General features: G+C 73.1%; 20 protein-coding genes. 9 read left to right on the top strand and 11 right to left on the bottom strand.

Annotated features, from left to right (window positions below):
• The gene (locus tag LTT61_RS12285; protein WP_233020068.1) at nucleotides 1-783 is read right to left on the bottom strand and encodes a nuclear transport factor 2 family protein; all 783 of its coding nucleotides are present in this window, start codon (nucleotides 781-783) and stop codon (nucleotides 1-3) included.
• Between the two features lie 83 nt (nucleotides 784-866).
• On the opposite strand from LTT61_RS12285, the gene LTT61_RS12280 reads away from it, so the two are divergent.
• Entirely contained in the window at nucleotides 867-2,219 is a 1,353-nt protein-coding gene (locus LTT61_RS12280; protein ID WP_233020067.1) for a TIGR01777 family oxidoreductase, read from the top strand.
• Nucleotides 2,220-2,229: 10 nt separating this feature from the next.
• Here LTT61_RS12280 and LTT61_RS12275 read toward each other — a convergent pair whose 3' ends face one another.
• Nucleotides 2,230-3,108, bottom strand: coding sequence for a MerR family transcriptional regulator (locus tag LTT61_RS12275; protein WP_332909241.1), 879 nt, complete (start codon nucleotides 3,106-3,108; stop codon nucleotides 2,230-2,232).
• A 154-nt stretch (nucleotides 3,109-3,262) separates the two neighbouring features.
• Here LTT61_RS12275 and LTT61_RS12270 point away from each other — a divergent pair, with 154 nt between their 5' ends.
• A complete protein-coding gene (locus LTT61_RS12270; protein ID WP_233020066.1) occupies nucleotides 3,263-3,886 on the top strand; it encodes a lipocalin family protein in 624 nt (207 codons plus the stop codon).
• A 7-nt stretch (nucleotides 3,887-3,893) separates the two neighbouring features.
• Nucleotides 3,894-5,216 (top strand): cryptochrome/photolyase family protein, encoded by a 1,323-nt coding sequence (locus LTT61_RS12265; RefSeq protein ID WP_233020065.1) that lies wholly within the window; start codon nucleotides 3,894-3,896, stop codon nucleotides 5,214-5,216.
• On the opposite strand, the gene LTT61_RS12260 is transcribed toward LTT61_RS12265, so the two are convergent.
• Nucleotides 5,217-5,498, bottom strand: coding sequence for a hypothetical protein (locus tag LTT61_RS12260; protein WP_233020064.1), 282 nt, complete (start codon nucleotides 5,496-5,498; stop codon nucleotides 5,217-5,219). It lies immediately after the preceding gene.
• A 215-nt stretch (nucleotides 5,499-5,713) separates the two neighbouring features.
• Here LTT61_RS12260 and LTT61_RS12255 point away from each other — a divergent pair, with 215 nt between their 5' ends.
• The 3 genes from LTT61_RS12255 to LTT61_RS12245 all read left to right on the top strand — a co-directional run bounded on the left by LTT61_RS12255 (nucleotide 5,714) and on the right by LTT61_RS12245 (nucleotide 7,539).
• Nucleotides 5,714-6,535, top strand: coding sequence for a mycofactocin-coupled SDR family oxidoreductase (locus tag LTT61_RS12255; protein ID WP_233020063.1), 822 nt, complete (start codon nucleotides 5,714-5,716; stop codon nucleotides 6,533-6,535).
• Between the two features lie 47 nt (nucleotides 6,536-6,582).
• Nucleotides 6,583-6,906 carry a hypothetical protein gene (locus tag LTT61_RS12250; protein ID WP_233020062.1) on the top strand — a complete coding sequence of 108 codons (324 nt, stop codon included), beginning with the start codon at nucleotides 6,583-6,585 and terminating at the stop codon, nucleotides 6,904-6,906.
• A gap of 192 nt (nucleotides 6,907-7,098) precedes the next feature.
• The gene (locus LTT61_RS12245; RefSeq protein WP_233020061.1) at nucleotides 7,099-7,539 is read left to right on the top strand and encodes an STAS domain-containing protein; all 441 of its coding nucleotides are present in this window, start codon (nucleotides 7,099-7,101) and stop codon (nucleotides 7,537-7,539) included.
• 69 nt (nucleotides 7,540-7,608) lie between these two features.
• On the opposite strand, the gene LTT61_RS12240 is transcribed toward LTT61_RS12245, so the two are convergent.
• Complete coding sequence (locus tag LTT61_RS12240; protein WP_233020060.1) at nucleotides 7,609-9,033, bottom strand: DoxX family protein; 1,425 nt, start codon at nucleotides 9,031-9,033, stop codon at nucleotides 7,609-7,611.
• Nucleotides 9,034-9,190: 157 nt separating this feature from the next.
• Here LTT61_RS12240 and LTT61_RS12235 point away from each other — a divergent pair, with 157 nt between their 5' ends.
• Nucleotides 9,191-9,979, top strand: coding sequence for a DUF6319 family protein (locus LTT61_RS12235; protein ID WP_233020059.1), 789 nt, complete (start codon nucleotides 9,191-9,193; stop codon nucleotides 9,977-9,979).
• Here LTT61_RS12235 and LTT61_RS12230 read toward each other — a convergent pair.
• Genes LTT61_RS12230 through LTT61_RS12220 form a run of 3 tightly spaced genes read right to left on the bottom strand, consistent with a single transcriptional unit; the run spans nucleotide 9,976 to nucleotide 12,676 of the window.
• Entirely contained in the window at nucleotides 9,976-11,499 is a 1,524-nt protein-coding gene (locus LTT61_RS12230; protein ID WP_233020058.1) for a GGDEF domain-containing protein, read from the bottom strand. The genes LTT61_RS12235 and LTT61_RS12230 overlap by 4 nt on opposite strands.
• On the bottom strand, nucleotides 11,499-12,068 hold the full coding sequence (locus LTT61_RS12225) for a hypothetical protein (protein WP_233020057.1): 570 nt from the start codon (nucleotides 12,066-12,068) through the stop codon (nucleotides 11,499-11,501). The genes LTT61_RS12230 and LTT61_RS12225 overlap by 1 nt, the downstream gene beginning before the upstream one ends.
• Nucleotides 12,065-12,676 carry a pyruvoyl-dependent arginine decarboxylase gene (locus tag LTT61_RS12220; protein WP_233020056.1) on the bottom strand — a complete coding sequence of 204 codons (612 nt, stop codon included), beginning with the start codon at nucleotides 12,674-12,676 and terminating at the stop codon, nucleotides 12,065-12,067. The genes LTT61_RS12225 and LTT61_RS12220 overlap by 4 nt, the downstream gene beginning before the upstream one ends.
• 329 nt (nucleotides 12,677-13,005) lie before the next feature.
• On the opposite strand from LTT61_RS12220, the gene LTT61_RS12215 reads away from it, so the two are divergent.
• Both LTT61_RS12215 and LTT61_RS12210 read left to right on the top strand, forming a co-directional pair.
• Nucleotides 13,006-14,697, top strand: a complete 1,692-nt coding sequence (locus LTT61_RS12215; RefSeq protein WP_233020055.1) for a sodium:solute symporter family protein — start codon at nucleotides 13,006-13,008, stop codon at nucleotides 14,695-14,697.
• 12 nt (nucleotides 14,698-14,709) lie between these two features.
• Nucleotides 14,710-14,979: a hypothetical protein gene (locus LTT61_RS12210; RefSeq protein ID WP_233020054.1), complete on the top strand. Its 270-nt coding sequence runs from the start codon at nucleotides 14,710-14,712 to the stop codon at nucleotides 14,977-14,979.
• Nucleotides 14,980-15,045: 66 nt separating this feature from the next.
• Here LTT61_RS12210 and LTT61_RS12205 read toward each other — a convergent pair whose 3' ends face one another.
• From LTT61_RS12205 to LTT61_RS32655, 4 genes are all read right to left on the bottom strand, one after another.
• Nucleotides 15,046-15,525: an SRPBCC family protein gene (locus tag LTT61_RS12205; RefSeq protein WP_233020053.1), complete on the bottom strand. Its 480-nt coding sequence runs from the start codon at nucleotides 15,523-15,525 to the stop codon at nucleotides 15,046-15,048.
• Between the two features lie 241 nt (nucleotides 15,526-15,766).
• A complete protein-coding gene (locus LTT61_RS12200; RefSeq protein ID WP_233020052.1) occupies nucleotides 15,767-17,215 on the bottom strand; it encodes a PepSY-associated TM helix domain-containing protein in 1,449 nt (482 codons plus the stop codon).
• Nucleotides 17,216-17,343: 128 nt separating this feature from the next.
• A complete protein-coding gene (locus LTT61_RS12195) occupies nucleotides 17,344-17,922 on the bottom strand; it encodes a hypothetical protein (protein ID WP_233020051.1) in 579 nt (192 codons plus the stop codon).
• 91 nt (nucleotides 17,923-18,013) lie between these two features.
• Complete coding sequence (locus LTT61_RS32655) at nucleotides 18,014-19,306, bottom strand: TerD family protein (RefSeq protein WP_269821877.1); 1,293 nt, start codon at nucleotides 19,304-19,306, stop codon at nucleotides 18,014-18,016.
• Between the last annotated feature and the right edge of the window lie 7 nt (nucleotides 19,307-19,313).

Genomic DNA, 19,313 nt, shown 5'->3' with positions numbered 1-19,313 from the left:
CTACTCGGCGATCAGCCGGAGCCGCGCGACGCGGCGGCCGGTGAACTCCGCGACCGCGACGGCCGGGCGGTCGCCGAGCCGGACCGATGCGGTCACGGTCCGGCCCGCGGCGAGCACCTTCGACACCGTGGCCCCGCGCAGGTACGCCGCGAAGTCGGCGGGCCGCACGCGTCCGGAGGGCAGCTCGGTCGCCACCCCGGCCAGCTCCGCGGCCTCCCCGTCGGCTGCGCCGCGCAGCACCCGCTCCGCGCTGCGCCGCCCGCGCGCCCCGACTCCGCGCACCGCGCCGAGCATGCCGAGCGCGCCGCCGGGGCCGAGGTTGGTGAGCAGCTGCCCGCCGAGCAGCGTCCCCGCGCCGAGCCCGCGCGGCCCGGTGCCGAGCAACCGCAGCACCATCGGCGTGAACTCCCAGTGCGCGGCGAGGTGCGCGATGCGCCAGGAATCCTGGTGCCGCACGAGGTCGTAGCGCAGGTGCATGGGCACCCGGACGGTGGCGCCGGTCGACATCCGGATGGTGATCGCCAAGTCGCGCAGCACGGTCCGGCCGGTGACGATGTCGGCGTCCGGCTGGAAGGTGATGGTGTTCGGCGCGATGAAGGTGTCGTGGAAGCGGCCGATCGCCGCGAGCCCGACGTGCGGGCGCGAGCCGACCGGATCCTCCACCACCGCCTCCGGCGTGAACAGGGCGAGCCACCCGGCCCGGTCCTTCGCCGCCACCGCGGCGGGTGAGGCCAGCACGGCGGTGAGCAGGTCGTCGCGGGCGGGGGCGGGATCCGGAGCCATCCGGTAATTCTAGAACGTGTTGCAATTATTGCGGAACGATGCGGGAACGTTTCGCCGGGTGCTCCGGGGGCTACTGTCGAAACATGGGAATCGAGTCGAGCGCCGTCGTCGCGGCGCCGCGTTCGGAGGTCTTCGCCTGGTACGGAAGGCCGGGCGCGTTCGCCCGGCTCACCCCGCCCTGGCAGCCGGTCACGCTGGCCGCCGAGGCGGATTCGCTGCGCGACGGCACGGCGGTGCTGCGGCTGCCGGGCGGGCTGCGCTGGGTCGCGCGGCACCAGCAGGCGGAGTACGACCCGCCGCATCGCTTCGTGGACGAGATCGCGGTGGACGGCATCGCCTCGGCCCCGGCCGGGACGCTGCTGCGCTGGCGGCACGTGCACGACTTCGAGGAGGTCGACGCGGAGCACACCCGGGTGCTCGACCGGGTCGAGAGCACCGTGCCCGAGCTCGCGCTGCGCGCCATGTTCGACTACCGGTACCGCCAGCTCGCCGGTGATCTGGCCGCGCACGCCGCGGCGGCCGGGCACGGGTACCGGCCGGGCACCGTCGCGGTGACCGGCGCCTCCGGGCTGGTCGGCTCGGCGGTCGCTGCCTTCCTGAGCACCGGGGGGCACCGGGTGCTTCGGCTGGTCAGGCACGCGCCGCAGGCGGCCGACGAGCGGCGGTGGCAGCCCGACGATCCCGCGCCCGAGCTGCTGGACGGCGTCGACGCGGTGGTGCACCTGGCCGGCGCCTCGATCGCGGGCCGCTTCACCGAGGCGCACCGGGACGCGGTGGCGAGCAGCCGGATCGGGCCGACCCGGAAGCTGGCCGAGGTCGCCGCGCGAGCGGGGGTGCGCAGCTTCGTGAGCGCGTCGGCCATCGGCTTCTACGGCTACGACCGCGGTGACGAGATGCTCACCGAGGATTCCGGCCGTGGCGACGGCTTCCTCGCCGACGTGGTGGCGGACTGGGAGGCCGAGCTGCGCCCGGCGACCGAGGCGGGGGTGCGCACGGTCGCGGTGCGCACCGGGATCGTGCAGTCGCCGGCGGGCGGGACGCTGAAGCTGCTGCGGCCGCTGTTCAGCGCCGGGCTCGGCGGCCGGATCGGCGACGGCAGGCAGTGGTTCTCCTGGATCGGCATCGACGACCTGGTCGACGTCTACCACCGCGCGCTCTGGGACGAGAGCCTGAGCGGGCCGGTCAACGCGGTCGCGCCGGAGCCGGTGCGCAATGCCGAGTACACGAAGGTACTGGCCAAGGTGCTGCGCCGCCCGGCGCTGCTCCCGGTGCCGAAGTTCGGGCCCGCGCTGCTGCTCGGCGAGCAGGGCGCGCGCGAGGTCGCGGCGGCGAGTCAGCGGGTCGAGCCAACGCGGCTGCGCGCCGCCGGGCACCACTTCCGCAACCCCGATCTGGACTCCGCGCTGCGCCACGTGCTCGGCCGCACCGAGCGCTGAACGCCGCCGCTCAGCGCAGCCGGGCGACGGCGTCGGCGAGACTGCCGACCCGCCGCGCGCCGTCGGGCAGGATCACCGACTCCCAGCCCGGCCCGCCCGCGAGCACCCGCGCGCCCGCGTCGATGCAGGTGAGCACGGCCGACGTGAGCGCGGTCGGCTCCAGCTGGGACCAGAGCAGCACCGCCTTCGCCCCGGTGCCGCGGCCGAGCGTGTCGGCCAGCGCCTCGGTCGGCACGTTCGCGCCGAGCATGTGCGCCCCGACCCCCTGCTCGGCGAGCGCGGCGCGCAGCACCTCCAGCGGGAGCGTGTGCGTCTCACCGCCGGTGCAGGCCAGCACCACCGTGGTCCGCGCGGCGGGGGGCGGCGGGCAGCTGCGGTGCAGCACCGAGGCGATGCTCCAGGAGAGCGAGTGCTCGACGTCGATGCAGCGCTCCCCGCCGAGCTGGCGGGCGACGATGTCGGCGAAGGTCGGGCGGCACATCAGGTCCCAGGTGTCCACCACGCCGAAGGCGCGCACGTGCGCCTCGATGATCGCGCCGACAGTCGTGGTGTCCAGCGCGAAGACGGCGGCGAGCAGCCCGGTGCGGTCGCCGCGGAGCGGAGCGTGGCCGCGCACCGCGGCGGCGGCGCCAGCCGGGCTGGCGCCCTCCTTGATCAGGGTGAGCATCCGGCCGAGCTGGGCGATATCGGCCTCGGAGTAGAGCCGGTGCTTGCCTGGCCGCTCCTGGGCGGGGCCGATGTCGTAGCGGCGGGTCCAGCTGCGCAGCGTCGCGGTGGGAATTCCGAGGCGGTCGGCGACGGCGCGGACGGTGTAGCCGGCCGTATCGGTGACTGGGGTGGAACCGGCGGGCATGACATCATTCTGCCCGCTGTAGGCGATCCCCGTCATGGGTCCTCCTCGCGGTGGGGCCGGGTAGCGCGGCGCGTCCGGGGTATCCGGCGGACGACGTGCCCGATTCGGGGCACGCCCGTCCCGACGCTGAATCGATTATGCATCGTTTCCGCTACCATGTGGGCGACGACGTCGAGAACGAGGAGTTCCGGTGAACCCATTCCGCACGCAACGTCCCACGAAGCGCGGGGGCAGGCTGCTCGCGCTGGCCGCGGCGACGGTCGCCGCGCTCGCCCCCGCGCTCACCGCGGGCCCGGCGGCCGCGGCGGGCCCGGCCCCGGTGCCCGCGCTCGAGGTGACCAGCTACCTCGGCACCTGGAACCAGCTGGCCGCGGTGCCCGCGCCGTTCAACCTGGAGTGCGCCCGCGACACCCAGGCGAACTACACCCTCGACCCGCAGGGCAATGTCGCGGTCTTCAACCGCTGCACCACCTGGGACGGCGGCAGCAACGAGATCCGCGGCACCGCCAGGATCGTCGATCAGGTGACCAAGGCTCAGCTGCGGGTGGAGTTCCCGAACGTCCCCTTCCAGGAGGACCCGGCCGGCACCCCGAACTACATCGTGACCGCGCTCGGCCCGGACTACTCGTGGGCCGTCGTCACCGACCCGTCGCGGCTCTCCGGCTTCGTGCTCTCCCGGACGCCGGCGCTGGACGAGGCGAGCTGGGACCAGGTGCGCGGCGCCATCGAGGCCGCGGGCCAGAGCCCGTGCCTCTACCTGACCTCGCCCACCACCGGCGGCATCGACACCGTCGCCCCGCTGTGCACCCGGTGACCCGGCGGTGACAGCGCGCGTCACCCTCGCCCTGTTCACCCGGGATCTCCGGGTGCACGACAACCCGGTGCTCACCGCGGCCCACCGCGGGGGTGACGCGGTCGTACCGGTCTTCGTCCTGGACGACGCCATCCTCGGCGGCGCGTACGCCGCCCCGAACCGGGTCCGGTTCCTGCTCGCCGCGCTGGACGAGCTGGACGCCGAGCTGCGCCGGATCGGCGGCAGGCTGATCCTGCGCCGCGGCCGGGTCGCCGCGGAGGTGCTCCGGCTGGCCGCGGAGGTGGACGCCGCCGAGGTGCACGTGGCCGCCGACGCCAGTGGCTACAGCAGCCGCAGGGAGCACGCGCTGCGCGACGGCCTCGCCGCCGACGGCCGCACGCTCCGGGTGCACGCCGCCGTCGTCACCGCGGCCGACCCCGAGGTGCTCACGCCCTCCACCGGCCGCGACCACTTCGCCGTCTTCTCGCCGTACTTCCGGCGCTGGAGCCAGGCGCACCAGCGCCGCCCGCTCGGCACGCCGCGCGCGCTCACCGTGCCCGACGTGCGCGGCGAGCGGCTGCCGGACGCCACCGAGCTGAGCAGCGGGGAACCGTCGCCGCGGCTCGCGGTCGGTGGCGAGACCTCGGGGCGCAAGATCGTCAAGGACTGGCTGGCCGGGCCGGTGGGGCAGTACGCCGAGAACCACGACGACCTGGCAGGCGACGCCACCTCGAAGATCTCGCCGTACCTGCACTTCGGCTGTCTCTCGCCGACCGAGCTGGTGCACCGGGTCGACATGGACACCGAGGGCGGCCACGCCTTCGTCCGGCAGCTGGCCTGGCGCGACTTCTACGCCCAGCTGCTCGGCGCGAACCCGGAGATCGCCCGGCGGGACTACCGCACCGGCCCGATCGAGTGGCGCGACGATCCGGAGTCGGCGGCGGCCTGGAAGGAAGCGCGCACCGGCTATCCGCTGGTGGACGCGGCCATGCGGCAGCTGCACGAGGAGGGCTGGATGCACAACCGCGGCCGCCTCGTCACCGCGGGCTTCCTGACCAAGTCGCTGCGGATCGACTGGCGGGTCGGCGCGGCGCACTTCCTGCACTGGCTGGTCGACGGCGATATCGCGAACAACCAGCTGAACTGGCAGTGGTCCTCGGGCACCGGCACCGACACCAGGCCGAACCGGGTGCTCAACCCGCTGCGCCAGGCCGAGCGGTACGACCCGGACGGCGCCTACGTGCGCCGCTACATTCCGGAGCTCGCGCACCTGCCCGGCGCGGAGATCCACCGGCCGTGGCGGGCGGGCGCCGACTACCCGGCGCCGATCGTCGACGTCAACGGAATGTAGTCAGCGCACCGAATCGCAGGTCGCCGGATCGGCCAGCGCGCCCTCGGCGGCGCGCAGCCGGTCGGTGATGGCGGCGAGCAGGTCGATGGATTCCGGCGAGAGCCCGGCGGCGTTGCGCATCAGCCTGCGCAGGCCGGGCAGCGCGAAGCGGGCCGCGGTGGCGGCGTCGCCGGTCGGCGCTTCGTCCGGTCCGGGTTCCGGCTCGTCCGATGCGACGACGGTCGCGACGCCACCGCCGAGCAGGTCGTCGACGGTCCGGTGTTCGTCCTGGTCGAGTTTCACGGCGCAGTGCTCTCAATCTGTGGATTTCGTTCGTCCACCACGAACGGGCGGAAGGTGTCGCCGCCGGAACGGCCACGTCCTCGAGACGGGTGCGCGGATTGTGACGCATGGTACGACGCGCCGCTCCCGTCCGCGCAGCGGGCTGCGCGCGCGGGCCGGTGCGCGCGCGTAGGGTCGCCTGCGACCGAGACCACGACCTCGCGTGAGGAGCGGGAATGGGACAGCTGGACGGCCGCGTCGCCGTGATCACCGGCGGGGCGCGCGGGCAGGGCCGCTCGCACGCCGTGCTGCTCGCCGGGGAGGGCGCCGACATAGTGCTCGCCGACCTCGCGGCGCCGCTGCCCGGGCTGCAGTACCCGCTCGCCACCCCCGGCGACCTCGCCGAGACCGCCGAGCTGGTGCGCGCGGCCGGCGGGCGCTGCCACACCGTGCGCGCCGACGTGCGCAGCCGCGACGACATGGAGCGGGTGGCCGCCGAGGCGCTCCGCGAATTCGGCCGGATCGACATCCTGCTCGCCAATGCCGGGATCGCCACCAACGGCACCATCGCCGACCTCGACGAGCGCACCTGGCGCGACACCGTCGACGTCGATCTCTCCGGCGTCTTCCACAGCATCAAGGCGGTGCTGCCGAGCATGCTGGAGCGGCGCTGGGGCCGGATCGTCGCCACCTCGTCCATCGTCGGGCGGATGGGCGCCGCCGGCTCCGGCGCCTACGCCGCCGCGAAGTGGGGTGTGATCGGACTGATCAAGTCGCTCGCACTGGAGGTGGGGGAGTCCGGCATCACCGCCAACGCCGTGCTCCCCTCCGGCGTGCGCACCGACATGGTCATGAATCCAGCCACCTACCGGATACTGCTCCCCGATCTGGAGAACCCAACGCGGGAGGATGCCGAGGCCATGTTCGCCGAGGGCGGCGGGCTGATCGAGCCGGAGGAGGTCTCCCGGCTGGTGCTGCTGCTCGTCGGCCCGCACGGCGGCCGGTTCAACGGCGAGGCGCTGAGCATCTCGGACGGTATGTCCGGGGGGACCGTCTGAGCGCGTGACCCGCCCCACCTGCGGTAACGCCGCTCGGGGTGGGCTCGATGAACGGGGTGGACGAAGCGAAGGAGAAGGGGAGAGCGGTGGACAACACCACGGCGGCACAGCATTTCGACGCGCTGCTGCCCGGTCTCGCGGAGCTGCCGCACTGCACCCTCCGGATCGACGGGTCGCCCTGCGCGACCAGGGCCGACCGCTGGGCGCGCGGCCGCGGTTGCTGCCGGGCGAGCGGAATCGACCTGCTCTGCGAGAACTGCGCGCTGCGGCTGGAGTGGTGGTTCGCGCTCGGCGTCCGCTTCGAGTGCAGCGGCTGCGGCGCGGTGTCGGACTCGCTGACGGCGCTGTTCCCGGAGTCGGACACGGTGTAGCGCCGGGACGTCCGGTCTCGGTCGTTCGGATCATGCTGGGGGACAACCCTTTACCTGCTCACTGCCACGCCGCCGGGAAGACACGCGGACGAAATGCGCGGGGAGCCCTATGCTCTCGGTATCGCTGTAAGCCGGGAGAGGCATGGGCGGCCGGTCCCGGCCCGGTTCCGTGCCGCCCGGTCGAGGAGTTCGATGGCCGCTCATCCGGCAGGGCCCGGTGCCGATCGCCCGCGCCGCCCGGAGCCCGATCTGGTGTCGCCGGGAACCGATGCGGCGGTGTGCTTCTCGGAGGCCAGGCTGCGGCGCGACATCACACTGCTCACCGTCGGCGGTGAGATCGACCTCTCCACCGCGCCGGTCCTCAAGGAGCGGCTCAGCTCCGCCGCGGACGGGGCGGGCACGCTGGTCGTCGACCTGACGCCGGTGACGTTCCTCGCGGCGGCCGGGCTGCGGGTGCTGCTCGACGCGCAGTGCGCGGCCGACCGCTCGCAGCTGCGGCTGGTCTGGATCACCGGGGCCCGCCCGGTGGATCGGGCGGTCGAGATCGGCGGGGCCGGAGACCGGCTGCGCCGGGTCTCCTCGCTGGCCAGCATCCTCGGGCACCGGGAACGCCGAATGCCGGCGACCGGCTGAGCCGGTCACCGGCGTCCCGACGTCTCCGGCCCGCGGGTTCGGCGAAACCCGCGGCCGGAGAACTCCACCTCAGCGCAGCCGGGCCTCGGCCCGGTCACGCGCGACCTCGGCGCGGGCCCTGGCCAGCTCGGCCAGGTGCACGCTGCGGTCGCGGGCCAGCTCGGCCCGCGAGCGCGCGGCGTCGCCGAGCTCGGGGGCCCGCTCGCGGGCGATCTCGGCCAGCCGCGCGCTGCGCTCACGCGCCGTGAGCGCCTGCTCGCGGGCCGCCTCGGCCAGCTCCGGCGCCCGCTTGCGCGCCTTCTTCGCCGCCCTGCGGCTCTGCTTGCGCGCCGTGTCGGCGAGCTCGGGGGCCCGCTTGCGGGCGGTGCCGGCCCAGTCGCCGCCACGGTCCCGCGCGGTGTCGGCGAAGTCCGAGCTCCGGTCCTTCGCCAGCGCCGCCAGCGTCGCGCCGCGATCCTTCGCGGTGTCGGCGAGGTCGGAGCCGCGGTCCTTGGCCAGGTCGGCGAATTTCGCGCCGCGGTCCTTGGCGGTGTCGGCGAGATCCGAACCGCGGTCCTTCGCGAGGTCGGCCCAGTCGCCGCCGCGGTCCTTCGCCACATCGGCGAACTTCGCGCCGCGGTCCTTCGCGACGTCGGCCAGCTCGGAACCGCGCTCGCGGGCGAGTTCGGCCAGCTCCGCGCCGCGCTCGCGCGCCGCCTCGGCCAGCACCGGCGCCCGCTTGCGCGCCTTCTTGGCCGCCCTGCGGCTCTGCTTGCGCGCCGTCTCGGCCCAGTCGCCGCCGCGGTCCTTCGCCACATCGGCGAGATCGGAGCCGCGATCCTTCGCGACCACGGCGAGCTTCGCCCCGCGGTCCTTCGCGACGTCGGCGAGATCCGAACCCCGGTCCTTGGCGACCTCGGCGATCACCGCGCCCCTGGCGCCCGCGGTGCCCGCGATACTGCGCGCCGCGTCGGCCACCTCGTGCGCGTGCTTGCGCAGCGCGTCACCGGTGCCGTCGGCGGCGCTCGCCCCGATCGGCAGCGCCGCGGAGACGGTGGCCGCGGCGTTCTTCGCCGCCCGCCTGCCGCGCCAGCCCAGCGAGGGCTTGCCCTCGGTGTCGGCGCTGGCGATCATCAGCCCGCCGAGCAGCGCCACGTCCTTGAGGAACGCGGCCCGCTTCGCGGACTTGCGTTCCGGATCGTCCTCAGCCCAGAAATCCTGCTCGGTGATCGTGGCCGGGACGACCGTGGCGGCCAGCACCAGTGCCGCGAGCCGCGGCGCCTTGCCGAGCGCGAGCAGCGTGCCCGCTCCGACCTGAGCGGCGGCATTGACCTTGACCAGCGTGGCGGTATCGGACGGCAACCTGGTGGCGACATCCTCGGGCAGCGTCCGCTGACCCTTCTGCACGAGGTCGGTCGCTGCCTTCACCCGCGGTTCCGGATTACGCAGGGTATCGATCCCGTCCACGACGAACGCACTGGCCAGCAAGGGTCGCGCGAGTCGGCGCAACAACATGACAGAACCCCTTCCTCGATGGATACGGACCGGGTTCCCGCCCCCGCCGCCCTCAAACGGGGGCCGTTCCGCCCGGCTCGGTGCTCGGCTGTCGGTGCCGTGCGGCATCATCGACGCACACCCGTCAGCACACCCCGCAGATTGCTCGGAGCCCGCCATGCCCTCGCCACGTAACCGGCCGAAACCCCTGTCCGACAGCGAGATCAATCAGATCGCGGCGGAGATAGCCGCGGGCAGGCCGCCGATGGTGTGGTTCACCTCGGCCGCGGTCGGCGTGCCGGAGGGCAGATCCGGCAAGGTGCTCTCCCTCGGCGATCCATCCGACGGGGATTTCCTGCAGGTCAAACCCACCGGTTCGAAGGACGTGCTCGCCTTCTCCCCGGTCGAGGTCACGCTGGTCAAGCCCGTCCGCCCGGCCAAGCCGGCCCCGCCGAAGGCGCCTGCCGGTGCCGCGCCCGGCACCGGTGCCGCAGCCTCCGGCGCCGTCGCTCCCGGGCCGGGGCCTGCCCGCCCTGCCCCCGCGCCCCCGGGCCAGGCGCCCGCGAATACTGTTGCCCCGACACCGACCCCCAGGGAGGACACCCCCGTGACACAGCCGACCACGGCCCCCAAGCCCGCCGCCCCGGCGGCCACCGCCGAGCCCAAGCCGCGCCCGGCCAAGGCCCCGGCCCGCAAGGCGAAGACGCCGGAGGTCACCATCACGCTCAACGGCACCGCCGAGGGCGAGTGGACGGTCGACGTGGTGAGCGGCAAGAAGCGCACGGTGCGCGGCCTCGCGATCAGCACCACCGCGATCTCGCAGGCGGCCAAGATCCTGCACCCCGAGGTCGAGGAGGTCGTCACGGGCATCCTCGAGGCCGTCCGCCGCGATCAGCAGGCCAAGGTCGCCCAGCTCCAGGCCGAACTGGAGCAGGCGAGGAAACTGCTCACCGAGCTCGGCGACTAGACCGCAGTGTTCACCGTGCTGTCGATACCCTTCGGCAGCCAGACCCGCCGCCCCGGCTCGGTGGGCAGGTGCCGGACGTCCTCGCGGTAGGCATAGCCCAGCGAGCGCTCCTTGGCGTGGTACATCGCCGAGTCGGCCTCGCGTAGTAGTTCGTAGACGCCCGCGTCGAAGCTGCGCGGGCCGTCGCAGGCGACGCCGATGCTGGCGGTGATCGGGATCTCGCCGACGCTCAGCTCGAACGGCCGCACGAAGGCGGCGAGCAGCCGCTCGGCCAGCGCCCCCGCCCGCTCCCGGTCCAGCGGGGCGAGCACGACGAACTCGTCGCCGCCGTAGCGGGCGGCGACATCCCGGTTGCCGACCACCCGGCGGATCCGGGCGGCGGCGTTGGCGATCAGCTCGTCGCCGACGGCGTGGCCGTAGCTGTCGTTGACCATCTTGAAGCCGTCCAGGTCGAGGAAGAGCAGACAGAGCGGGTGCTCGGGCCAGCGCTCCCGGCTGTGGCCGAGCGCGCGCAGCAGCGCCGAGCGGTTGAGCAACCCGGTGAGCATGTCGTGGTCGGCCTGGTACTGGGCCCTGCGCTCGCTGCGGGCGCTGCGCACGATGGCGCGCTCGCTGCGGACCAGCACGCCGATCAGCATGAGCGCGAAGAGCGCCGAGACCACCGCCCGGTCCAGGAAGGTCGGGCTGGAGCCGACCACCGGCACCAGCGCGGCGACGATCAGCGCCACCGCGATCATGCTGGCGCGCTGCCGCGAGTGCTGCGGGTGGATGTGCCGCTGGGCGCCGAGCGAGGTCATGGTCGGGTGCACGGCGGCCACCCCGACGGCCAGGTACGCGACGAGCAGCGGCGCCTGCAGGACGTCGTCGCCGACCAGCCGCGCGCCGACCGTGTCCAGGCTGTAGCCGAGATCGCCGATCAGGATCGCGAGCAGCCCGATGTGCAGCAGCCGCAGCGATGGCTCCGAGGTGCCGGTCGCCATCGAGTAGGCGACCAGCGTCAGCAGCAGCGCGTCCAGCACCGGGTACGCCGCCGCGATCAGCGCCACCGCGCCCGGCCCGGTCGAGCTCAGGATCGGCGAGATCAGGAAGGTCCAGGAGGCGAGCAGCGCGCCGAGCCCGATCAGCCCGGAGTCGAGCAGCAGGTCGTGGTTGGCGCGCGCCTGCCGCGGCCGCAGCCAGAGCGTGGCGGCCGCGCCGATCCCGGCGTACCCGGTCAGGGTGCAGATGTCGTCCAGCGGTTGCAGCCCGGTGCCGCGCAGCGCCGTGCCGGCGGCGAAGGCCACCGCCGAGGCGGAGAGCAGGTACCAGGGCAGCGGGTGCGCCGGGCGGTACCGCCACAGCCCGAACCCGATCATGCCCAGCGAGCCCAGCACGACGAACGCGGTGGCGCCGAAGGCCACCGGGCCGGTGCCCGCCAGCAGGTCGACCCCGATGGCGGCGGCGCCCGCCAGCAACAGCGCGCAGCAGCGCGCCCCCGGCTGCGCGAGCTTCCCGGCCGTTCGTCCGTCGTGCACGTTCATCAGCCCCCCTCGGTCGCGCCGTTCCCGGTGAACCGTGCCGCGTAGTAGATCTGGGAGTCCTCCACCGCGACGTCGACGCTCGCCCGCTCGTCCAGCGCGGCCCTGATGCCGTCCGCGAACGAGAAGCGAGTGTTGTTGTACGAGCAGATATCCCAGCCGACCACCGCACGCTCGGCCACGAGTACCCGAACCACTGATTCGATCATGACATGGAACGCGGCGCCATGGCGCGCGCTCGGCGCAACGAGGGTGAATCCCGCGTAGAAAACCGCGTTTCGCGCGGCGTGTTCCGGGTAACGCGCGGCGAAGTACTCGGGGCTGATCCACGGTACCGTCTCCAGGCAGCGGGTCAGCGTGGTGACGCCGATCGGCTCCCCCGACGGCAGCCGCGCCACGTGCTTGTGGATCCGCGGGTCGACCATCTCCGCGCGAAACTCACCGGGGTGCAACACCTGCCGTGCGGCGGCGGTGGTGCGCAGCGGGCCGAAGGCCTCCTCGTAGAGGGCCTGGAAGAGCGCGATCTGTGCCTCGGGAACGTTGGTCTCCACGGTCACGTGCAGCTCGCTCACCGGGCGCCGTCCCAGCCCGTGGCCCGGTACGCGGCGAGCACCAGCGCGCAGACGGGCTCGGCCTCCGCGCGAATCTCGGTGACGCACAGCTGGATCGGGCCGAAGTCGGCGCTCCTGCGCCGGGTCATGTCGGTGAGGCTGGCCCGGATCAGCGCCTCCACCTCGGCCGCGCTCCCGGCCTCGTGCTCGACGAAGAGCCCGGCCCCCGAGCCGTCGGTGCGCAGCACCCAGCCCATGCCCGCGGCCGCCAGCGTGCCCGGCTCCTCGGTGTGCTCGGCGGCGTACACGCAGTACAGCCGGTCCCCCCAGGCGATCGGCTTGCGCACCCGCGCGCCGCGCACCAGCCGGGCGCGCGGCGGGATCACCGACGACAGCCGGATCAGGTTCGCCTCGCCGACGCCGAGCTCGCGCAGCGCCGCGTCGAACGCCGCCAGCGCCGTCGGGCCGGTTCCGGTCGCCGCGCCGATCTCGATGGTCAGTGGTATACCGGACGACCGGGCCGCGCGGGCGGGCCTGCTCGCCGGGGTGCGTAATCGCTCCACCCACGGCAGCCCGAGCAGCGCGCTGCGCTGTGCCGAGACCGCTCCGCGCGCGGTGTTGTGCATCATGGTGCCCCTCCGATTCCCCCGGCCCGCCGGATGCGCGGGCCGCGTTCAGCAACGAATTCGACTGTGCGCCAACTCGGCCGGGTTCGCAGGGCGGTTCGCCGAAACGGTGCTGACCGCTCGGGCGTCCACACCCCTCCGGCCTGCGGCGATGGAGCTTCGGCATCGCCTGGGCGACTGTCCAGGATTTCTCCCACTGCGGAGCGCGATCGTGGTGCACAATCTCCGGACAGGACCCGATCAGGTTCGACAGGAGGAATGCAGTGCCGCTTCCCGACTCATCCGTGTTGTCCTCCGTACCACCGGCAGTCCCCTTACCGACCGACAGAGCGGTGCTCGCCGCCGAGTCCCTCCGGCTGGACGCGAGCGCCGTGGACTTCGCGCTGGTGGCGCTCTACTTCGTGTTCGTCATCGGCATCGGGCTGCTGGCGCGGCAGCGCGTCTCGTCCAGCATCGACTTCTTCCTCTCCGGCCGCTCGCTGCCCGCCTGGGTGACCGGCCTCGCCTTCATCTCGGCGAATCTGGGCGCGGTCGAGATCATGGGCATGTCGGCCAACGGCGCCGAGTACGGCTTCCCGACGTTCCACTACTTCTGGATCGGCGCCATCCCCGCCATGCTCTTCCTCGGCGTGGTGATGATGCCCTTCTACTACGGCTCCAAGGTGCGCTCGGTGCCGGAGTTCATGCGCAGGCGCTTCGGCACCGGCGCGCACCTGGTGAACGCGCTGAGCTTCGCGGTGGCGCAGATCCTCATCGCCGGGGTGAACCTGTACCTGCTCGGCACCATCCTGAACGTGCTGCTCGGCTGGCCGCTGTGGGTGTCGGTGGTGGTCGCCGCGGTGATCGTGCTCTCCTACATCACCCTGGGCGGGCTCTCGGCCGCCATCTACAACGAGGTGCTGCAGTTCTTCGTGATCGTGGCGGCGCTGCTGCCGCTCACCCTGGTCGGGCTGCACAAGGCGGGCGGCTGGAGCGGGCTGAAGGAGCGGATCATCGACTCGCCCGGCGGCGCCGCGCAGCTGGAGTCCTGGCCGGGCAACGAGCTGAGCGGGTTCAGCAACAACTTCCTCTCGGTCCTCGGCATCGTCTTCGGCCTGGGCTTCGTGCTCTCCTTCGGCTACTGGACGACGAACTTCGTCGAGGTGCAGCGGGCCCTGGCCACGCACTCCATCTCGGCGGCGCGGCGCACCCCGATCATCGGCGCCTACCCGAAGATGTTCATCCCGCTGATCGTCGTGATCCCCGGCATGATCAGCGCGGTGCTGGTGCCGGAGATGGCCGAGTACAAGGCGCAGCGGGCGGCGAACCCGGACTTCACCGGGGACACCTCGTACAACCAGGCGCTGCTGTACCTGATGAAGGACGTGCTGCCGAACGGGCTGCTCGGCGTCGGCCTGGCCGGGCTGCTCGCCGCGTTCATGGCGGGCATGGCCGCGAACATCTCCGCGTTCAACACGGTGTTCAGCTACGACCTGTGGCAGCAGTACGTGAAGAAGGACCGGCCGGACGGCTACTACCTCCGGATCGGCCGGCTCGCGACGATCGGCGCCACCGTTGCCGCGATCTTCACCGCGTTCATCGCGGGCAACTTCGCCAACATCATGGACTACCTGCAGACGCTGTTCAGCTTCTTCAACGCGCCGCTCTTCGCCACCTTCATCCTCGGCATGTTCTGGAAGCGGATGACCCCGACCGCGGGCTGGGCCGGGCTGGTCGCCGGTACCGCATCGGCGATCTTCGTCTTCCTGCTCAACGAGTTCGAGGTGACCTCGCTCTCCGGGCAGGGCGCGAGCTTCGTGGCCGCGGGAACGGCGTTCGTGGTCGACATCGTGGTGAGCGTGGTGGTCACCCGGTTCACCGCGCCGAAGCCGGCCGCCGAGCTGGCCGGGCTGGTGTACTCGGAGACGCCGAAGGAGATGCGCACCGACCCGGACGCGGACTCGCTGCCCTGGTACCAGCGGCCGGTGCTGCTCGCCGGTATCGCGCTGGTGCTGGTCATCGCGCTGAACATCTTCGTCGGATAAGGAGCTTCCCCGATGCTTTTCGACATTCGCACCATCGTCGGCTCGCTACTGAGCATCTACGGCGTGGTCCTGCTCGTCACCGGGCTGGTGAACAACACCGCCGCCGAGCAGGCCAAGACCGGCGGCTGGAACATCAATCTGTGGGCCGGGATCGGCATCCTCGCCGTCGGGCTCGCCTTCATCGCCTGGGTGCTGCTGCGCCCGGTGCACGTCGCCCAGACCACGCCGGTCGCCGACCCGGAGGCGCCGCTCGACTCGGAGAAGATCGCGCCCGCCGAGTAGCGCACACGGCGAGGGCCCCGGCCGCGAATCGCGCGGCCGGGGCCCTCGTGCTGTCGGTGCGTCGGATCAGATGGTGCCGGGCGCCTGCTGATCCGGGCGGGGGACATCGCCGCGCCAGGCACCGGTCTCGTGCCCCTGCTTCTCGATGAATGTCTTGAAGCGATCGAGGTCGCCGTTGACCCGGTGCTTCAGCACACCGGTCTTGTCGGCCACCTGCTCCAGGAAGCCGTCCGGGTCGACATCGATCTGGGCGGTCACCCTGGTGTGGGTGTCGTCCAGGCGGTGGAAGGTGATCACGCCCGCGTGCTCGGGGCCGCTGTCCGACTTCCAGGCCACCCGCTCGTCGGGGTGCTGCTCGGTGATCGTGGCGTCGAACTCCTTCGTCACCGGGCCGACCTTGATGCGCCAGTGCGTGTGCTTGTCGTCGAGCTGGCGGATCTCCTCGACGCCCTCCATGAAGTGCGGGAAGGACTCGAACTGGGTCCACTGGTTGTACGCGGTCCGGATCGGAACCTCGACGTCGACTGCCGCGGTCATCGTGCTCATGGGGTAACTCCTTTCCCACTCCGGGATCACTCCGGGAAACGGGGCTGGTGTGTCGTCCTGCTGGACGACCGGGACACTCATCGGCTACCCGGGGTCTCGGGGCACAAACGCCCGGCATTTCGGCTCGGTACGGGGTGGTTCAGCGGTTATCGCGGCAGTGGACGCGATCTGCCGTGCTGAGGCGGCGGTGCGGAGGTGCCGCCTCAGCCGTTGGCAAATTTTCGGCGAAGCTCGCTGTGGGTCAGTCGGTTACGGCCGGGGCGCGGTTGAACAGCCCGAGCAGGAAGTCGACCGCGAGGAAGCCGAGCAGGCTCAGCCCGAACAGCGGGACGAACCAGCCGACCAGCAGCGCGGCCGCCACCGCGGCCACCGCGAGCGGCAGCGGCGTCGAGCGCAGCGCACCGCGGCGTGGCGCCGTGGCGCCGAGGCTCCGGCCGGTCGCGCGCGCCGGGCGCCTGCGCCACCACATGCGGTAGCCGAGCAGGATCACCGTGCTCAGCCCGATCGCCGTTGCCAGCAGCAGCAGCTGGTTGACCAGCCCGAACAGCAGCCCCATGTGGAACTGGATGCCCCAGTTGGTGAACTTGGCCATGAGCGGCCACTCCGCGTACGGAAGCCGGTCGGTGACCTGTGCGGTGGTGCCGTCCACCGCGACCGCGTCGGCGCTGTAGGTGCCCGGGATCCGCCGCTCCTTCACGATGAACGCCTCATCGGCCGCGCTCGGCACGGTGATCTCGGCGGGCTGGGTGACGCCGTCGGCGCGGGCGGCCGCGAGCACGGCGTCCAGCTCGGCGATCCTGGTGGCCGGGTCCACCTCGGGGGCGGGGGTGTGCCCGGCGGGGTGGTGGTCGCCGCCGGGCGCGTGCGCGGGTTCGGCGCCGGGCAGCGTGCCGCTGACCGCGGGGGTGACCCAGCTCAGCTGGGCGCGCAGCTCGTCGATGTTCGCGCCCGCGTAGGTGGACCAGGTCATGCCGGTGGCGGAGAGGACCAGCGCCATCGGCAGTGCCCAGGTACCGAGCGCGCCGTGCCAGGTGAGCAGCCGGTTGCGGCCGCGCTGCGCGGAGTCGGGGGCGAGCAGCCAGGCCGCGGAGTTGCGGGCCCGCCGCGCCCGCACCCGGCGGATCCACAGCGCCAGCCCGGCCAGCACGATCACCCACAGCCAGGAGGCGGCCAGCTCGCTGTAGAGCCGGCCCGGCTCGCCCAGGTGCAGGTGGCGGTGCAGCTGGGAGATCCAGGTGCGCAGCGGGAGCGCGCCGGAGCTGCCGTAGACCACCGCGTCGCCGACCGGCTCGGCGGTGTAGGGGTTCACGAACACCGCGCGGCGTTCGGATTCGCCGAGGGCAGGGTCGGCGAAGAGCACCCGGGTGGTGTCGCCGGGGGTGGGGGCGGGGGCCACCGCGACCAGCGTGAGGTCGGGGCGGACGGCGACGCCGTTGCGCACCTGCTCGGCGAGCGGGGCCTCGATCTGCCCGACCGGGACGCGCAGGAGGTCCTTGGAGGTGATGGCCTCCAGGGTGGGGGAGATGGCGTAGAGGGCGCCGGTCACGGCGGCGATCAGGATGAACGGGGCGACGAAGAGGCCCGCGTAGAAGTGCAGGCGCAGGGCGAGGGGTTGCAGGGTGCGGCGGGGTGCCGGGGTGGGGACGTCGTCGGGGGAGGTGTCGGGTGGGCTGACATCGGTGATGCTCATGGGGTTTCGTTTCGTCGAAGGGCTGTCGGCTCTTCTCGCGGCGGCGGCGCGGGCACGGCGGGACGGCCGGTGCCCCGGCGGGGCGCGACGGCGCTCGCCGGTGCTACGACCGGCGGCGAGAAGGGTGTCTAGTGGACGAAACCCAGCGGTGGGCCGCGGCTGCTCAGCCCGTGGCGCGCGAAGACGCGCAGCACGACCCGATCGCGGTGCGCGATCGGCAGCAGAGTCCGGTCCGCGACCGGAAGGGCGGGGGCGCGCGCTGGCAACGCTCGCGCGAGGGCGCCGAGGGCGGCGCGGCAAGCGGCGCCCGTCCCGTGTACGAGCAGCGCGGCGACCAGGACGGCGGCCGCGTGCGCGGCGAGCATGGCGGGCGTCAGCTGGAGATCGCCGCCGTGCAGGTGCCCGGATTCGAACCCGAGCCCGATGTGCCCGAGCACCTGGGCGGTGCCGAGCGCGGCGACCAGGGCGGTGGCGCTCTCCCGCAGTGCGGGCGCGCCTGCGATCAGCGCCCCGGTGACCGCGGCGGCCGCGAACAGCAGCACCAGTGCGGTGGAGCCGGGCGCCTCGAGCCCGACCCCGGCGCGGGCGGCGGCCCACCCGTGCGCCGCCACCGACAGGCACGCGGACAGCGCTCCCGCCGCCGCGCCGCGCACCCGCGCGACCGCGGCGGGAGCATCCGCGTTCCCGCGGCCGGACCGGCACAGCACGGGCCGATTTTACCCGGGTGCGCGGGCCCGGCCGCCCCATCGGGCGCGGCCGGACCGGAAAGCTTGCGCGGCAGCGGAATCGGTGCCGGGCTCAGGTGTTGTCGCGCTTGAAGGTGTTGAGCGGGCCCTTGTCCATCCTGACCTCGACCCGGCCATCCGGGTGCAGGATCGCCTTGGGGCGGTGCTCCGACATCCGCCTGCTGTACAGCTCCAGCCGCTCGACCAGCACGCCGTCCGGGCGGTTGTAGACGATGCCGGGGACGCAGGTGAAGATCCAGCTCGACTTCTTCGCCTGGTCGGCCGGGATGGTGACCTCCTCCTCGCCGCCGCTGTCGATGGCGAGCGTCACCCGGTACTTGTGGAACGACCCGGTGCCGTTGTTGATCGCCGAGTACGCCACCGGCACCACCGCGGCGATCTCCGGTGCGAACCGCACCTCGATGATCTCCTCGGTGCTCCCGCCGCCGCGGTTCACGTCGCCGCGCCCCCGGTCGCCCAGGTGCCGCACGAGGTCCTTGAACTGCGGGTTCGCCGGGATGCCCTGGGCGTCGAAGGTGGCGACGTGCACCACCGTGCCGTCGGTCAGCACCACCAGCGCGTACGCCTCGTAGTCGGTGCCCGAGGTCCACCCCACCCGCAGCCGCACCACCGGTGCCTTCCGCAGCAGTACCGGTGCCGAGTTCTTCTCGAGCGTGATCGAGCGTTTGACCAGGTTCGGGCCCGGGCCGCCCGCCCCGGGCGGTGCCGTGAACCCGCCGGGCGCGCCTTGCTGCGGTGGCGGATATCCGGCGGGAGCGGGAGGTGGGGGCATGAATCCGCCCGGAGCACCCGGCGGTGTGGCGAAACCGCTCGGCGGCGGCGGGACGGCGCCGGGCGCGGGCGTGGCCGGGGTTCCGGGATCGTCGACGGTGATCCCGTAGTCCGTCGCCAACCCGGCCAACCCGGACGCGTACCCCTGCCCGACATTGCGCAACTTCCACGCCCCGCCGCGCCGGTAGATCTCCCCGAGCACCACCGTCGTCTCGGTACTCAACCCCCCGACGGCCAGGTCGTGCGCGGCGACACCGTCACTCACCCGAACCGCCAGCGGAACCCCCGCGACGGTCCCGGTGTCGACGGAGGCGGCGACGACGAGCCGCTCGACCCGCGCGGCGACCCGGGAAAGGTCGACGCTGATCGCCCCACCGGCCAGCCGCACCGCCCCGTCCGGCGACTCCGGCTGGTTGTAGAACACGAAGTCGGCATCCCCGCCGACCTTCCCGTCCGCCCCGACGCACAGCACCGAGACGTCGATGCCGTTCGGCGCCACCGTGATCCGCACCTGCCCACCGCCGAGCGGCACATTGCCGCCCTTCGGCAGGGCACTACCCGGGCTCGAGTTCACTGCGGAC

Origin of the sequence: Nocardia asteroides (genome assembly GCF_021183625.1) — a bacterium.
In the GTDB taxonomy this organism is placed as follows: domain Bacteria; phylum Actinomycetota; class Actinomycetes; order Mycobacteriales; family Mycobacteriaceae; genus Nocardia; species Nocardia asteroides_A.
Note: the sequence above shows the minus strand (reverse complement) of the source record. Positions and strands in the feature narration are given on the sequence as shown.

Bases quoted from the DNA above. Each gene is read 5' to 3' on its own strand.
- LTT61_RS12230 (WP_233020058.1), bottom strand. From the start codon at position 11,499: ATGAACGTGCACGACGGACGAACGGCCGGGAAGCTCGCGCAGCCGGGG.
- LTT61_RS12275 (WP_332909241.1), bottom strand. From the start codon at position 3,108: ATGACGGGGATCGCCTACAGCGGGCAGAATGATGTCATGCCCGCCGGT.
- LTT61_RS12220 (WP_233020056.1), bottom strand. From the start codon at position 12,676: ATGATGCACAACACCGCGCGCGGAGCGGTCTCGGCACAGCGCAGCGCG.
- LTT61_RS12250 (WP_233020062.1), top strand. From the start codon at position 6,583: ATGAACGGGGTGGACGAAGCGAAGGAGAAGGGGAGAGCGGTGGACAAC.
- LTT61_RS12245 (WP_233020061.1), top strand. From the start codon at position 7,099: ATGGCCGCTCATCCGGCAGGGCCCGGTGCCGATCGCCCGCGCCGCCCG.
- LTT61_RS12255 (WP_233020063.1), top strand. From the start codon at position 5,714: ATGGGACAGCTGGACGGCCGCGTCGCCGTGATCACCGGCGGGGCGCGC.
- LTT61_RS12285 (WP_233020068.1), bottom strand. From the start codon at position 783: ATGGCTCCGGATCCCGCCCCCGCCCGCGACGACCTGCTCACCGCCGTG.
- LTT61_RS12280 (WP_233020067.1), top strand. From the start codon at position 867: ATGGGAATCGAGTCGAGCGCCGTCGTCGCGGCGCCGCGTTCGGAGGTC.
- LTT61_RS12205 (WP_233020053.1), bottom strand. From the start codon at position 15,525: ATGAGCACGATGACCGCGGCAGTCGACGTCGAGGTTCCGATCCGGACC.
- LTT61_RS12235 (WP_233020059.1), top strand. From the start codon at position 9,191: ATGCCCTCGCCACGTAACCGGCCGAAACCCCTGTCCGACAGCGAGATC.
- LTT61_RS12240 (WP_233020060.1), bottom strand. From the start codon at position 9,033: ATGTTGTTGCGCCGACTCGCGCGACCCTTGCTGGCCAGTGCGTTCGTC.
- LTT61_RS12200 (WP_233020052.1), bottom strand. From the start codon at position 17,215: ATGAGCATCACCGATGTCAGCCCACCCGACACCTCCCCCGACGACGTC.
- LTT61_RS12210 (WP_233020054.1), top strand. From the start codon at position 14,710: ATGCTTTTCGACATTCGCACCATCGTCGGCTCGCTACTGAGCATCTAC.